The 14,224-nt window shown below is 73.0% G+C and carries 12 protein-coding genes; 5 read left to right on the top strand and 7 right to left on the bottom strand.

Annotated features, from left to right (window positions below):
- Positions 1–30: 30 nt before the first annotated feature.
- From AC1DIW_RS05885 to AC1DIW_RS05875, 3 genes are read left to right on the top strand one after another with little or no spacing between them, the layout of a single operon-like run.
- Entirely contained in the window at positions 31–630 is a 600-nt protein-coding gene (locus tag AC1DIW_RS05885; protein WP_478106822.1) for a sulfite oxidase-like oxidoreductase, read from the top strand.
- Positions 600–1,367, top strand: a complete 768-nt coding sequence (locus AC1DIW_RS05880; protein ID WP_478106821.1) for a ferredoxin reductase — start codon at positions 600–602, stop codon at positions 1,365–1,367. Before AC1DIW_RS05885 ends, AC1DIW_RS05880 begins: the two co-directional genes overlap by 31 nt.
- Positions 1,368–1,380: 13 nt before the next feature.
- Positions 1,381–1,716: a DUF6510 family protein gene (locus AC1DIW_RS05875; RefSeq protein WP_442278646.1), complete on the top strand. Its 336-nt coding sequence runs from the start codon at positions 1,381–1,383 to the stop codon at positions 1,714–1,716.
- 61 nt (positions 1,717–1,777) lie between these two features.
- Here AC1DIW_RS05875 and AC1DIW_RS05870 read toward each other — a convergent pair whose 3' ends face one another.
- Positions 1,778–7,315, bottom strand: coding sequence for an ATP-binding protein (locus AC1DIW_RS05870; RefSeq protein WP_478106820.1), 5,538 nt, complete (start codon positions 7,313–7,315; stop codon positions 1,778–1,780).
- Positions 7,316–7,425: 110 nt separating this feature from the next.
- Entirely contained in the window at positions 7,426–8,328 is a 903-nt protein-coding gene (locus tag AC1DIW_RS05865; protein ID WP_442278648.1) for an aminoglycoside phosphotransferase family protein, read from the bottom strand.
- An 80-nt stretch (positions 8,329–8,408) separates the two neighbouring features.
- Between AC1DIW_RS05865 and AC1DIW_RS05860 the strand changes: the two genes are divergently transcribed.
- Entirely contained in the window at positions 8,409–9,026 is a 618-nt protein-coding gene (locus AC1DIW_RS05860) for a thymidine kinase (protein WP_442278649.1), read from the top strand.
- A gap of 99 nt (positions 9,027–9,125) precedes the next feature.
- On the opposite strand, the gene AC1DIW_RS05855 is transcribed toward AC1DIW_RS05860, so the two are convergent.
- The 4 genes from AC1DIW_RS05855 to AC1DIW_RS05840 all read right to left on the bottom strand — a co-directional run bounded on the left by AC1DIW_RS05855 (position 9,126) and on the right by AC1DIW_RS05840 (position 11,870).
- Positions 9,126–9,491: a hypothetical protein gene (locus tag AC1DIW_RS05855; RefSeq protein ID WP_478106819.1), complete on the bottom strand. Its 366-nt coding sequence runs from the start codon at positions 9,489–9,491 to the stop codon at positions 9,126–9,128.
- Positions 9,492–9,559: 68 nt separating this feature from the next.
- A complete protein-coding gene (locus AC1DIW_RS05850) occupies positions 9,560–10,873 on the bottom strand; it encodes an MFS transporter (protein ID WP_478106818.1) in 1,314 nt (437 codons plus the stop codon).
- A gap of 23 nt (positions 10,874–10,896) precedes the next feature.
- On the bottom strand, positions 10,897–11,091 hold the full coding sequence (locus AC1DIW_RS05845) for a hypothetical protein (protein ID WP_478106817.1): 195 nt from the start codon (positions 11,089–11,091) through the stop codon (positions 10,897–10,899).
- A 110-nt stretch (positions 11,092–11,201) separates the two neighbouring features.
- On the bottom strand, positions 11,202–11,870 hold the full coding sequence (locus tag AC1DIW_RS05840; RefSeq protein WP_442278653.1) for a cobalamin B12-binding domain-containing protein: 669 nt from the start codon (positions 11,868–11,870) through the stop codon (positions 11,202–11,204).
- Between the two features lie 155 nt (positions 11,871–12,025).
- On the opposite strand from AC1DIW_RS05840, the gene AC1DIW_RS05835 reads away from it, so the two are divergent.
- Complete coding sequence (locus AC1DIW_RS05835; protein ID WP_478106816.1) at positions 12,026–13,045, top strand: hypothetical protein; 1,020 nt, start codon at positions 12,026–12,028, stop codon at positions 13,043–13,045.
- Between the two features lie 809 nt (positions 13,046–13,854).
- Here the strand turns inward: AC1DIW_RS05835 and AC1DIW_RS05830 are convergent.
- Entirely contained in the window at positions 13,855–14,175 is a 321-nt protein-coding gene (locus AC1DIW_RS05830) for a DUF2853 family protein (RefSeq protein WP_478106815.1), read from the bottom strand.
- Positions 14,176–14,224: the final 49 nt, after the last annotated feature.

Raw genomic sequence — 14,224 nt, 5'->3', positions numbered from 1 at the left:
TCGGTCCGAGGGCCCGTACAGTGGCTGGGCATGGACTTCGTCACGCGAGGGTTCCAGGGTCGTCCCCGAGGACGGGACGAGCGGCTGCCCCCGGGGCAGTACCTCACCGGTGACTTCCCGGTGCTGTCGGCGGGTCCGACGCCGCCGGTCGACCACGACGACTGGGAGCTCTGGGTCAGTGCCGAGGACGGCACCCGGCACACGTGGTCGTGGCAGGAGCTCATGGCCCTCCCGGCCGAGACGGTGACCGTCGACATCCACTGCGTCACGAGCTGGTCCAAGCTCGACACGCAATGGCGCGGCGTCTCGCTCGACACGCTCCTGGCCGACGTCGAGACGGCCGCCGACTTCGCGATGGTGCACAGCTACGGGGGCTACACGACCAACCTGCCGCTCGAGGACCTCCTCGACGGGCAGGCGTGGGTCGCGTTCGAGTTCGACGGGGACGACCTGCGGCCCGAGCACGGCGGCCCCGCCAGGCTGCTCGTGCCCCACCTCTACTTCTGGAAGTCGGCCAAGTGGGTGCGCGGCATCGAGCTGATGCTCGAGGACTCACCCGGCTTCTGGGAGCAGCTCGGCTACCACGACTACGGGGACCCATGGCGCGAGCAGCGGTACCAGGGGGACTGAGCGCCCGGCGCGCCTGGCGTGAGGCCACGCTCGTCGAGCGACGTCCCGAGACCGACAGCGCGGTGACCCTCGTCCTCGACGTCCCGGACTGGCCGGGGCACCTGCCCGGTCAGCACGTCGACGTGCGGCTCACGGCTCCCGACGGCTACACCGCGACGCGGAGCTACTCCGTGTCGGCACCCGAGCGGGGCGACCACGTCGAGCTGACCGTCCAGCGTGTCCCCGACGGCGAGGTCTCGAGCTTCCTCGCCGACGGTCTCGCCGTCGGCGACGCGGTGCGGCTGCGCGGTCCGGTCGGCGGCTGGTTCGTCTGGCGCGCAGGCCAGTCCGGGCCCGTGCTGCTCGTCGCCGGTGGCTCGGGCGTGGTGCCGCTCATGTCGATGCTCAGGGCCCGCGGCGGACAGGACGCGTCGGGTGCACCGCGCTTCCGGCTCGTCTACTCGGTGCGCGAGCCCGAGGACGTCATCTACCGCGACGAGCTCGAGGCGCGCGCCGCCACCGCTGGCGTCGGGGTGCACCTCGTCCACACGCGGCGTGCTCCGGACGGGGACCCGCGCCCGGTCGGGCGGCTGCGGGCGGACGATCTCGTCGCGCCGGGGTGGACCGCCGAGGACGCGCCCACCTGCTACGTCTGCGGTCCGACGGGCTTCGTCGAGGCCGCGGCCGACCTGCTCGTCGGGCTCGGCCACGCGCCCGACTGCGTCAGGACAGAGCGATTCGGGCCGAGCGGCCCGTGAGGAGGCGACCACCATGACCGGCATCGATGAGCGCGACGGCGCGCAGGGCGGGGACGGCACGCATGGCGCTGGGGCCGCCTGGGACGGCAACGTCATGGCCGGACCGCTGTCCGAGCTGTTCGCCCTCGACGTCACGGCGGCGGTGGTCCGCTGCCGCGGCTGCGGGAGGGCCGCGGAGGTCGCCACGCTGCGCGTCTACGGTCCCGAGCCCGGGCTCGTCGGCCGCTGCCCGGGCTGCGACGACGTGCTGCTCCGGGTCGTCCGCACGCCCGATGCCGTGTGGCTCGACCTCGGCGGCGTCACCTCGCTGCGCGTCCCCACCCCACGCAACCACGCAGCCCCATCCTGATGAGAGAGGGCGGGTACCGGGAGCCCCGCTCCCGGCACACGCCCTCATCGTCGTCGGTGCGTCAGTCCTGCAGGCCGGCCTCGATGGCGGCGATGATGCGCGGCCGCATGTCGTGGGCGTCGATGACGGCGTCGACCGATCCGACCGAGACGGCCCGGTGGATGCTGTGCACCGTGTCGAACTCGGACGCAACCTGACCGAGCTTCTCGGCCCGCACCGACGTGCGCAGCTCGGCGAGCTCGGTGGCGAGGCGCGCCCGCTCCACTCCGGACGCGGCGGCCAGCCGGCGCTCGAGCTCGGCCACGCGCGGGTCGGACGCCGTGCGGGCGTCGACGTCGCGTGAGAAGACGACGGCCGCCGCCGGGGCGCCACCGAGCACCGAGGCGAACGACCCCTCCACGGCGAGCACCGTCATGCGCGGGTTGAGCGTCTTGGAGAAGACGACGAACGCGCCACCGTGGTAGCGGGAGACGACGGTGAAGATGATCGGGCCGTCGAAGTTGACGATGGCCCGGCCGATCTCGGCGCCGTACTCGAGCTGGAGGCTGCGCATCGACTCCGGCGAGCCGTCGAAGCCCGACAGGTTCGCGAGGACGACGACCGGACGGTTGCCGCTCGCGGCGTTGATGGCCCGCGCGACCTTCTTGCTCGACCGGGGGAAGAGCGTGCCGGCCGTGTAGGTGTCGGGGCCGTCGGTGGGCGGGAAGCCGCGACGCGGCACCGACTTGGACTCGATGCCGATGAGGCACACCGGAATGCCGCCGAGGTGGGCGTCCTGGACCACGGCCGTCTCGGCGTCGGCCATGCCGGCCCAGCGCTCGAGCGGCTCGTGGTCCTGGTCGGAGACGGCCCGCATGACGGTGCGGATGTCGAACGGCTTCTTGCGGTCCGGGTTGGTGAGTGAGCTGAAGATCTCGCCGACCGTCGTGAAGTCCGAACCGGGTGCGTCGTGCGGAAAGAGCGTCACGTCACGGTGCGACGGGTCGCTCGTGGGGACGCGGCGCGGACCGGACTCGCCGGGGCTGACGTAGGCGTGGTCGTAGTGCGCCATGAGGATGGCGCGGGCGCCGGCGAGGTCCTTGGCCCAGTACTGCGCCTGGCCGTTCGGGCCCATGACCCGGTCGTAGCCGCCGATGCCGAAGTTGTCCTCGGCCGAGACGCCCCCGGAGAAGTCGAGCGACTGCTTGCCGGTGAGCACCATCGCACTGTCGGGCGTCATGACGAGGATGCCCTTGGTGTGCATGAGCATCGTCGCCTCGGCGTTCCAGTACGGCTGGGCGCCGACGTTGATGCCGGCGACGACGATGTTGATCTCGCCGCCCGCCTGGGTGAACTCGATGATCCGCTTGAGGGCCCGGGCCACCCAGTCCATGTTCTCGGTGCCCGAGTCCATGGAGATGCGCGCGCCGGCCGAGAGGGAGTACCACTCGAGGGGGACCTGCATCTGCTCGGCGAGGTCGATCGCCGCGATGACGCGGGCACACTCGGCCTCGGCGACCGAGCCGAGCGAACGGAGCGGGTCGCCCGACAGCACGACCCGGGTGACGCCCTCCGGGTGGCGCGCGGTCGGCGAGCTGACGACGGCCACGATGATGCCGGCCTTGTTGAGGCCCTGCGGGCGATCGGCCGGGACGAGTGCGCCGGTGTCGTCGAGGTCGTGCTCGACGACGGTGCCGCCGTCGCCCGCGATCATCGACTGGAGCTCGTAGGGGTAGACGAGGCCGCGCCGTCGGGCCCGGACCACCTTGGAGGCGTAGTCGTCCAAGGGCTTGAGCGGCTCGGTCGGGGGTGCCCCCACTGCGGCGGTGACCCCCGAGCCGGGCTGGTAGAAGAACCGGCCGGCGATCGGCAGCGGCGCCTCGCCGGGCGCCCCCGCGATGTGGGCCTGGACGAGGACCTCCTCGATGCCGGCGCCGGCCGTGACCGGGGCGATCTTGTCCTGCAGGGCCGTCAGCTGGCTGAGGTCGGCCTCGATGGTCGGCCAGATCTGCACCCACACGTGGTTCATGTCGAGCTTGGAGCCCTTGGCGCCGCGGCTCGCCCGGACCCGGCGGATCGCCTCGAGACAGTTGGCGATGGCGCGCTCGACGTGCGGCAGCCCCGAGACCTGGCCGGACTCGTCGCGCACGACGACGATCTGGCGCACCTGAGCGAGGGCGACGAGTCGGTGGTCCTCGGGGTTGTCCTTGGCGACGCACTCGTAGAGCAGGACGTCCTCGGGCGACTCGAGGCGCGTCACGTCGAAGGACGTGAGGCGCCACAGGTTGAGGCGGCGCCCCACCATGGGGTGCACGCCACGGACGAGCCGGTCCTCGACGAGCGCGCCGTCGACCGGGCGGAAGGTGAAGTAGCTGACGGGACGCCCGCGGCCGGCGCTCACGGCGACGGCCACCCGGCGCACGTCCTGCGCGAAGGGAAGCTGCTGGAGGAGCGAGGCCAGCTGCTCGCTCGCGGCGTCGGGCGACGCGGGCTCTTCGGGCCAGCGCAGGTAGAGATCGACGACGGAGTGCATCCCGGTCGGGCGCGACCACACGTCGTTGGACACGGCCGCGTCGAGGGGGCCGCCGGGCACGAGCTCGTCGACACCGCCGATCGTCGACGTCAGGTGCGTCGGACGGTCGTCGAGCGTGTAGTCGGCGACGGCGAAGGGGCGGCCGCCCTCGGAGAAGGTGCGGAGGCCGTGCAGCTCGTGCTCGCGGTAGTGGCGCTTGATGAGCACCTCCAGCATCGGCTCGTGCTCGGGCAGCCGCTCGGGTGCCTCCTCGTGCAGCCTCTCGGCGAGGAAGCGGACGATCTGCTCGGGGATGGCCGCCAGCTCGTCGATGCGCGCAGCGTGGTCGGGCGCCTCGGGCTCGGCGGCCAGGGCCGCGAGCTTGTCCCGCACGCCGGCCAGGACGCTCTGGCGGTCCTCGTCGACGAGGGGCTGGTCGAACCAGCGGAAGCGGACGCTGCGAGCGAGGTCGCCGATGACGGGGAAGCGCAGCTGCGTGGCGACGACGAGGCGCTCGAGCACGTCGCGGGCGGCCGCGTCGTGCGGCGGCTCAGGGATCGGCTCGGCGAGCCAGCGCTGGAGGATCGAGGTCGCCAGCTGCACCTCGGGGGCCGAGCGCTGCTGCGCGAGGAAGATGCGGAAGACCGCCTCCTCGAGGTCGGGCGTGCGCTCGAAGTCGGTGACGCCGTAGTGGCGCAGGACGCGGGCGAGCTTGTCGCGGAACTCCGCCGAGAGGCCGGCGCGGTCGACGTCGAGGCTCTGGAGGTAGGAGTGGAAGTGCTCGCGCGGGCTGTGCACGAGCAGCTCGGTGTGGCGCTCCTCGGCGGCCGGGCGGTTGCGGCTCAGCTCGGCGAAGTCGGTGAGCAGCTCGAGGACCGCGATCTCCTCGCCGAGCGGGATCGTGCCTCCGGCGGCGATCTCGTCGCGCGCCGACAGGTAGCGGGTGAGCACCTGCCGGTCGCCGCTCGGGTCGCCGTCGAAGCCGAGGACGCTCGCGGAGAGGTCCTCGATGCCGCGGTCGACGCGCTCGCGCACCGTCGCCCGGCCGGCGCTCGAGTCGGGCAGGTCGAGGTCGACCCCGTCGGTGGCGGCCGCCTCGACCACCTCGTCCTCGTCGCCGGTCGGCTCGAGGCGCACGAGCGGTGCGCCGGTCTCGACCTGGCTGCCGACGGAGACGAGCAGCTCACGCACGCGCGCCGCGAAGGGGGCCGGCAGCACCGTCTCCATCTTCATCGACTCGAGGACGAGCACCGGGGCGCCCGCGGCGACCTCGTCACCCACCTGGGCGGGGGTCGCGACGACGAGCGCGGGCGCGGGCGAGCGCACGACGCCGCCCTCGTCGCGGGTGACGCGGTGGGTGATGCCGTCGACCTCGACGAGGTGGACCGGCCCGTGGGTGGCCGTGATCAGGCGGTGCGGGCGTCCCTCGACGACGATGCGGCCGGCATACTCGTCGATGCGGTCGAGCGCCGCGTCGACGACGTGCTCGTCGCCGCCGTTCGTGATGGAGACGCGGTAGCGGTGCGACGCCGTGCGCAGCACCATGACCTTGTATGCCGTGCCGCGCAGCTTGAGGTCGATGGCGCGGCCGACCGTGTGCTGGACCTGCGGGCGACCGCCCCGGGCCGACTCGAGCAGGCGGGCGCGCTCGATGGCCTCGGCGTCCTCGTAGGCCTCGATGCCGGCGGCGACGAGCGCGACGCCGGAGTGGCGGTGCGAGACGAGGCGACCCTCGGCGCGGACGCGGTCGATCCAGCCGGTGTCGGCCGAGCCGTCGATGATCTCGGGCTGGTCGAGCAGGTCGAGGATGAAGCTCTTGTTCGTCGAGCCGCCGTCGATGACGACGGTCGTCTCGGCCATGGCGCGGCGCAGGCGGGCGAGCGCCTCGTCGCGGTCGCGGCCGTGCGCGATGATCTTGGCGATCATCGAGTCGAAGTCGGCGGGGATCGAGTCGCCCTCTCCCACACCGGTGTCCACGCGGATGCCGGGACCGGCAGGGAACTGGAGCAGGCTGATGCGGCCGGGGCTCGGCGCGAAGTCGCGGTCGGGATCCTCGGCGTTGAGGCGGGCCTCGACGGCGTGGCCGCGCTGGGTGGGCCGGCCGCCCGGCAGGTCGTCGAGGCGACCGCCGTTCGCGACGAAGATCTGGAGCTTGACGAGGTCGGTGTCGGTGACGACCTCGGTGATGGGGTGCTCGACCTGCAGGCGGGTGTTGACCTCGAGGAAGGCGAAGAACCGCTCGCCCGGGTGGTAGAGGAACTCGACCGTGCCGGCGCCGGCATAGCCGACCGCGATCGCGAGCCGCTCGGCGCTCGTGCGGACCTCGTCCTCCTGCTCGGGGCTGAGCACGGGCGAGGCGGACTCCTCGATGACCTTCTGGTTGCGACGCTGCACCGAGCAGTCGCGCACCCCGACCGCCCACGCGGCGCCCTGCCCGTCGGCGATGACCTGGACCTCGATGTGGCGGGCGCCGGTGACGAGCTTCTCGAGGAAGACGACGCCCGAGCCGAACGCGCGCTGCGCCTCGTCCCGGGTGCGCTCGTAGGCGTCGGTGAGGTCGGCGTCGGAGTCGACGCGGCGGATGCCGCGACCACCGCCGCCGGCGGTCGCCTTGAGCATGAGCGGGTAGCCGATCCGCGCGGCCGCGGCCTTGGCGTCCTCGAGGGTGTCGACGCCGCCGCGGCTCCACGGCGCGACGGGCACGCCGACCTCCTCGGCGATGAGCTTGCTGCCGATCTTGTCGCCGAGCTTGCGCATCGCCTCGGGGTTCGGGCCGATGAAGGTGACGCCGACGCGCTCGCACAGCTCCGCGAACGCCGGGTCCTCGGCGACGAAGCCCCAGCCGACCCAGGCGGCGTCGGCGTTCGTCTCGCGCAGGGCGCGTTCGAGGACGGCGTGGTCGAGGTAGGGGCGCGCCGACGCGGGGCCGAGGTCGTAGGCGTGGTCGCTCTCGCGGACGAACATCGCCCGGCGCTCACCCTCGGTGTGCAGGGCGATCGTCTCGATGCGGTGGCCGTGCGCGCCTGCTGCGGCGTTGAGGTCCCGCACCGCGTGGATGAGCCGCATGGCGGCTTCGCCGCGGTTCACGATGGCGATGCGAGAGATCATCGGGGCTCCTTCTGCCGAGGGGTGGTGTCGCTCCCCGCAGCCTTCCACGCCGGCGCGGTGACCGGCGAGTAGACAGGCGCCGATTCGTCGGTTGGTCCGGTCAGCTCGGGTCAGGTCAGCTCGGCCACGACGGCCCGCACCATGCGTCGTCCGTGCTCTGCCATCCGGGGGAAGGTGTGCCGGTAGTAGTCGATGCCCGTGAGCGACGGCGCCAGCGCCCAGCCGCAGGCGCGCAGCCACGTGGCGTCGTCGGGGCAGACCGCCGTGCGGTAGGCGTCCCGGGCCTCGCCCGTGAAGGTCCAGAGTGCAGCGGCGACGTCAGGTGCCGGGTCGCCGACGCCGAGAGCGCCCCAGTCGATGACGGCGACGAGCCGGTCGTCGTCGACGACGAGGTTGCCGGGCTGGAGGTCCCCGTGGATCCACACCGGGTCGGCGCCCCAGCCGGGCGCGGACACGCACAGCTCCCAGGCGCGCTCGGCGGCCGCGAGGTCGATGCCGTCGTCGTGGGCCCGCAGGCGCTCGAGGCCTGCCCGGGCGCCGGCGTCGGCGTGCACGAGCGGGGTGCCGCGCGATCCCGGCGGCTTGGTGGGGCCGCCCGTGGCGTCGACCGCACGCAGGGTCAGGGCGAACGCTGCGAGGTCCTGGGCCAGCCGCACGTCGTCGACGCCGAGGCGTGGCGGCGTGGACCCGACGACCCAGGGCACCACGGACCACACCCACGGGTAGCCGTTCGAGGGCCGGCCGACGTGGACCGGCACCGGCACGGCCGCGGGCAGGTGCGGGGCGAGCAGGGGCAGCCAGCGCGCGTCGGACTCGGCCTGGTCCTGGGCCCAGTCGATCTTCGGCATGCGCACGACGAGCTCGCTGCCGAGCCGGAAGAGCACGTTGTCGGTGCCCTCGACGTCGTCGGGCAGCGTGGTGACGGGCAGGTCCCCCCACTGTGGGCACTGCTCGGCGACGAGCCGCTCGACCAGCTCGGGTGTGGCGCGGACCTCGTCCTCGTGCATCGGCATCCCGGTCACGCTAGGCGGGTGGGAGCTCGGGGGCGACGGGTTTTCCGGACTGACACCGGCGAGCGATAGCGTTCTCGCCCGTGACCACGATCGACGACGTCAGGCAGGCCGTTCGCACCGCATCCGGGGTGTCCCTCGACGTCGTGCTCGGTCCGATGAAGTCGGGAAAGAGCCTGGCCCTGATCTCGACGCTGTCGCCGCTGCAGTTCACCCGCGTGAGGCACCGCGTCTACCAGTCGGAGCGGCACGTCCGCGACACCGGCGTGACCTCGCGCAGCGGCGGCGAGCTCGCGACGACGAAGGTCTCGTCCCTGCACGCCGCCCTCGACGAGCAGCTCGACGTCGTGGGCGTCGACGAGGTGCACATGTTCGACCTCGACGACATGGCCGTCATCGGCGAGCTGCTGCGTCGCGGCACCCGCGTCGTCGTCGCCGGGATCGACCTCGACCACCGCGGCGAGCTCTTCGCCCCGGTCCGGGCCCTGCTCGAGCTCGGGCCCGACACCGTCGCCTACCGGCGCGCGGTGTGCGACCAGTGCCGTGATTTCAGCGCCACCCACACGCAGGTGCTCCGCTCGGGTGAGCCCTTCCTCGACCACCTCGGCGGTTCCGAGGCGCTGCCCGACGACGGCACCTTCACCTACGAGGCGCGCTGCCGCTCCTGCTTCGTGCGCCCCGCACGGGTGGGCGTCCGGTGATGCTGCCCGGCTGCTGTGCACTGGGTTGTCACGTGACCCAGACACTCCTCGCCACGGCCTGAGTCACCTGGCGACCCAACGCACAGGGGCCGCGTCGGGTCACAGCGACGCGGCGGCCCGCTCCCACGGGCGGTCGGACGCGAGGAGCGGCTCCTCTGCGCCCATCCACGCGTCCCAGAACTGCTCCGCCTCCCCGGGTGTCCGGCCCAGCTCGACCTCCCGTCGGATGCCGCGCTGCCGCGCCTCCAGCCGGTCGGACTGCACCCAGACGACCGCCTTGGCACGGGCAGCCAGCGACGCGCGTCCCGCGCCGACGCCCTCGAGGACGAGAACGCCCTCGGCCAACGTCACAGCTCCGTGCCACGCGAGGTCGTCGGTGTGGACGACGGCGCCGTGGAGCAGGGCGGCCACGCGTTCGGCGAAGGTCGTCTTGCCGCTGCCGGAGCGTCCGTCGACGAGCAGCACGCCGCGACCGTCTGGAAGCAGGGGCGCGAGCAGCGCCGTCAGCCCGTGGTCGGCAACGGTCCGACGTGTCAGCGCGGCCGTCGAGCACCTCGTGATCCGTCTGCTCGGTCCGTTTCGTCCGGCCTGGCGACGGTGGGACGGACCGCAGGCCGTGATTCGCGCGCTGGGGCCCGAGGAGACGTGATGGGCGTCGTCGAGTGGCCCGGCAGGACGGTGAGAGCGAGCCCCATCGCGACGACGGCGAGCGCCACCACCGCCCCGACGACGGCAGACCAACCCGGACCCGACCACGCGTAGCCCAGCACCCAGCCGACGAGCGCGGACCCGCTGTAGTAGAAGACGTTGTAGAGCGCCGTCGCCTGGGCCCGTCCGGTCGCGGCTCGGGCGCCCACCCAGGCGGATGCCGTCGCGTGAGCCGCGAAGAAGCCTGCGGTGAGCACGAGGAGCCCGACGACGACCACCACCAGCGCGCTCGACAGGGTGAGCAGGGCGCCCATGACCATGGTCAAGGTGCCGCCGAGGAGCACGCGGCGCCGCCCGAGGCGCGGCACCCATCGGCCGGTCAGGCGCGAGCTGACGGTGCCGGCGGCATACGCAGCGAAGATCAGCGACCCGACCGTCGCGGGCAGCCCGAACTCGGGTCCCTCGAGACGGAAGGCGAGGTAGTTGTAGACCGCGACGAAGCCGCCCATGAGCAGGGCGCCCTGGGCGTAGAGCGCGAGCAGCGCAGGGTCGCGCAGGCTCGTGCGGATGCCGTCGGCGACGGTCCGGGCGGTCGTGGCGGTCGACGGTCGGTAACCGCGCGGACGGGGCATGAGGCGCAGGAACACGACGGAGGCGACCGCGCACACGGCGGCCACGGTGAGCAGCGCCGGCCGCCAGCCCACCAGGCCGGCGAGGGGTCCGGCGATGAGGCGTCCGGCCGCGCCGCCGACGGTGGTGCCCGAGATGTAGGCCGCGGCGGCGGCCGCCGTGTGGCGCGCATGCACCTCGTCGTGCAGGTAGGTGACCGCCAGTGCCGGGAGGCCGCCGAGGGCCATGCCCTCGACGAGGCGGAGCCCGAGCAGGACCTCGATGGTGGGGGCGAGCGCGACGAGGACACCGAGCACGGTCGAGGCGACGATGGCCACCTGCATCGCACGCAGCCGGCCGACGCGGTCGGCGACCCACGACCACGGCAGGACCGCGATCGCGACGCCGAGGGTGGCGAGCGAGACGGACAGCGCGGCGTCGGCCGGACTCACCCGGAGCCCGCGGGCCAGGGTCGGGAGCAGCCCTTGCGGTGAGTAGAGCTGCGCGAATGTCGCGACTCCTGCGGCGCCGAGCCCGACGAGGATGCGACGGTACTCGCGGCTCGCGGGAAGGTGTCCGGCCCAGGTCATGCGCTCGTCCGCGGCGGCCGTGCTCAGCCGGCCATCGCGAGCACCAGGGCGATGAGACCGCCGACGAGCAGGGCGGCGACCGCGAGGCCGGCGAAGACGAGGCCGATGCGCTGGTCGCGCACCCTCCGTCCGGATCCCTCCACGAGCACCGACTCGACAGGCTCGACGGGCTCGGGGACCTCCGCGGGCTCCTGGTCCCCGCTCGGTCCTTCGTTCATGGGAGCTCCATCGGTCGGGTCCTGCGGATCACGGTGGCTGGGCATGACAGACGAGCCTATCGTCGCGGAGGTCCTGGGCCCGGTTCGCCCGGCGCCGTCGGCCGTGTCGGTCAGACGGCGGTGGGCTCGGCGACGTCCGGGGTGGACCGTCCGTGCGCCTCGTGCAGCGCGCGGGCTGCCCACACCGGGTCACCGTGCAGGCTCGAGGCGCCGCAGAGCTCGGCGACCTCGTCCGTGGCGCCATGGGCCGCGAGGTGCACCGTCGTCGACCCGGCCAGCCGCCGGAGCGCCGGCGCGTGGGCTGCGAAGGCGGTGGACCGGTGGGCGGCGACGACGACGGCCGCGGGCCGGAGCATGCGACAGGTGTGGGCGAGCTCGGCCGTCGGCGTGTTGGCGCCGAGGTAGCTCGAGCGCCACCCGAGCCGCGACAGGACGATCGCGGTGGCCATGAGCCCGAACTCGTGGTGCTCTCCGGGCATGCACGCGAGCACGGCGAGCGGGCCGTCGGCGCGCTCGGGGGCCTCCATCAGGACGGAGAGCCGCGAGCGCAGCACGTGGCTCGCGAAGTGCTCCTGGGCCACGCCGATCGAGCCGGCCGACCAGCGCTCGCCGACGTCGTGGAGGTAGGGCAGCACGACCAGCGAGAGCGCGTCCTCCACGCCGAGCTCGTCGAAGACCCGGCTGAGGACGCGGTGCCCACCGGTCTCGTCGAAGCTCTCGAGCGTCTCCTCGAGGCCGTCCCGCCACTCGCCGGGTGTCGTGCGGTGCGGCGTGGTCATGGAGGGCTCCCTCTGGTCGGGCCGGGACCGTGAGCGCCCGGTGAGAACTGCGGCGTCGTACCCGTTCCGCTCAGCCTGCTCACCGTCGTGACCGAATCGTGCCCTCCGGGCGCAAAGTCGGTTGGCGCGGCCGCGTCCTGCGCACAGGATGGGGTATGCCGTCCTCCGCACTCCCGCGCGCCACCGTCCTCCTCGAGGTGGCGTGCGACGAGTCCGGTTCGGAGGGGGAGAAGCTCGTCCGAGGCAGCACCGACACCTTCGCCCATGCGAGCGTCGACGTCACGACGGCGACCGCGACGGCGACGATCGAGCGCGTGCGCGTCGAGGCGCGGTCGCCGGCGACGGAGGTCAAGGCGAGCGTCGTGCTGCGGCCCCAGAACCGGCGGCTGCTCGAGTGGCTCCTCGGCGCCGACGGGCCGCTCCTCGGCCGAGCCCACGTGCACCTCACCGACAAGGCCCTGCACCTGACGGGCCGCATGGTGGCGCTGCTCGATGGCGGGCCGGCGCCGCTCCCGGACAGCGCGTGTCGATCGGAGCAGCTGCACCGAACGGCCGTGCGACGCCTGGGTCGGCAGGGCTGGGAGACGGTGCTCGCCGACTTCAACGACATCGTGCGCGCCCGCTCGCTCGACGAGGCGGCCGAGAGCGCTGAGGCCTTGCGCCGCGGGCTGGCCGACGTGGCCGACCTCGCTCCGGACCTGGTGGCAGGGGTGCCCGCGGGCTCGGAGCCGCTGCTCGCCCTCGTGGCGCGCGGACGGGGCGTGCTCGACCCGATCGTGCCGGCGTTCGCGGAGGTCCTGCGTCACTGGGGAGCGGTCGGTCGTCCTCTCTGGGTGGTCCACGACGTGCAGGCGACCCTCACCGATGCGGCGATCCGCACGGCCGTCGGCTCGAGGGCCGACGGGTCGTCGGAGGCGCTCGAGGGCATCAGCTTCGTCGACTCGCAGGACGACCCGCGCGTACAGCTGGCCGACTTCCTCGCCGGCGCCTCACGACGGATCGCCTCGCAGGTGCTTGCGGGACAGGCCGATCCGGGACTCGTCGACCTCATCTCTCCCTATGTGAGCCCGCGCTCGACCTGGCTCGACGCGTGGCCGGGGTCCGGTGCGCCCCAGCCTCTGGTGCCGGAGGGCACCCGCTCGTGTCAGGCGGTGCCGAGCCGCGTGATCCAGTAGCTCGAGGCCGTCACCGCTCGTGATCGGTGGGCCGCCGGTGACGGCGATGCGTCGCGTGGCTCCGGACTCGCCGTCGACCTGCCACAGGCCGCCTACACGCGTGTTGTTGAGCACGAACACGTCATCGGTGAGTGCGCGAATGCCGTTGGCGTTGAATGTGTTCGGGGGACTGGCCGGCCACGCGCCGGTCAGGCCCACGAAGCGGGCAGGGGACCCGGTGGGGTGGCCGCTGCGGGTGAGGCGCACGACGGTGAGCCGGTCGACGCTCGAGTCGGTGACCCCCACCGCGCGAGGGGTGACGACGAGGTCGTTGAGGAAGCCGGCCCCGGGGACGACGGTGTCGCCGGCCACGGCTCCGGAGACCGCGTCCACCGCCCAGACGTGGCCCTCGGTGCCGAGGCTGCCCACGGCCCAGACCAGTCCGGTGCGGCGGTCGAAGAAGAGGCCACGCAGTGAGCGGCCGGTGGCGGGAGAGAGGAGGGTGCGGACGGTCCCGGTGCGCAGGTTGCCCTTGGCGATGCGTCCGTCGCCGAACGAACCGACGTAGAACGTAGCGCCCGGCCCCGAGGTGATGCCCTCCGGTTGGAGTCCGTTGGGGAGGGGGATCCTCGCCGGGAGGCGACCGCCGGGGCGGCCCTGCTCGGCGGAGGCGACGCAAGGGAGTGCCATGGTGCACGGCGTTGTGGTTGTCCGTGTTCCATGCTGCGCCGATGCACGGTCAGAAATCGAGGCCTGGACCCAGGATCGTGGCGCGGGTGTGCCGTTGCACGTGGCAACGGCACACCCGCGTCAGCAGCCCTCGGGTCGCCTCAGCGGAAGAGGTCGAGCTTCCCGTGCTTCTCGGCCAGCAGGTAGTAGACGGTGACGCGGTTCTTCGTGCGGTCGCCCTTGAGCGTCTGGCCGACCTCCGCCAGTGAGGCGTCGAGCTCGGCGTCCGAGTCGGTGAGCCCAGGCTTCTTCTTCATGAATCCGTCACGCACGCGGTCGGTCTCGGTCTTGTCACTGAACGACACGAGTGCCGAGTCGCGCTTCTGCAGCGCGATACCGCAGTGCCGGACGATGCCCTTGATCGCGGCGTCGTCGGCGTCGGGGGAGTACTTCTTGACGTCTGCTGCCCAGTCTTCTGCCATGTGCCGTGCCCCTCTTCGTTGAATGGCTGGAACACGAGTGACGCTAGAC

The organism is Terrabacter sp. 01T434, assembly GCF_056398545.1.
The sequence above is the reverse complement of the archived record's forward strand: the minus strand, read 5'-3'. Positions and strand labels throughout refer to the sequence as shown.

Excerpts from the sequence above, each read along its gene's own strand:
- AC1DIW_RS05845 (WP_478106817.1), bottom strand. The coding sequence starts at position 11,091 with ATGAACGAAGGACCGAGCGGGGACCAGGAGCCCGCGGAGGTCCCCGAG.
- AC1DIW_RS05850 (WP_478106818.1), bottom strand. The coding sequence starts at position 10,873 with ATGACCTGGGCCGGACACCTTCCCGCGAGCCGCGAGTACCGTCGCATC.
- AC1DIW_RS05880 (WP_478106821.1), top strand. The coding sequence starts at position 600 with ATGGCGCGAGCAGCGGTACCAGGGGGACTGAGCGCCCGGCGCGCCTGG.
- AC1DIW_RS05830 (WP_478106815.1), bottom strand. The coding sequence starts at position 14,175 with ATGGCAGAAGACTGGGCAGCAGACGTCAAGAAGTACTCCCCCGACGCC.
- AC1DIW_RS05865 (WP_442278648.1), bottom strand. The coding sequence starts at position 8,328 with ATGCCGATGCACGAGGACGAGGTCCGCGCCACACCCGAGCTGGTCGAG.
- AC1DIW_RS05840 (WP_442278653.1), bottom strand. The coding sequence starts at position 11,870 with ATGACCACGCCGCACCGCACGACACCCGGCGAGTGGCGGGACGGCCTC.
- AC1DIW_RS05870 (WP_478106820.1), bottom strand. The coding sequence starts at position 7,315 with ATGATCTCTCGCATCGCCATCGTGAACCGCGGCGAAGCCGCCATGCGG.
- AC1DIW_RS05885 (WP_478106822.1), top strand. The coding sequence starts at position 31 with ATGGACTTCGTCACGCGAGGGTTCCAGGGTCGTCCCCGAGGACGGGAC.
- AC1DIW_RS05875 (WP_442278646.1), top strand. The coding sequence starts at position 1,381 with ATGACCGGCATCGATGAGCGCGACGGCGCGCAGGGCGGGGACGGCACG.
- AC1DIW_RS05835 (WP_478106816.1), top strand. The coding sequence starts at position 12,026 with ATGCCGTCCTCCGCACTCCCGCGCGCCACCGTCCTCCTCGAGGTGGCG.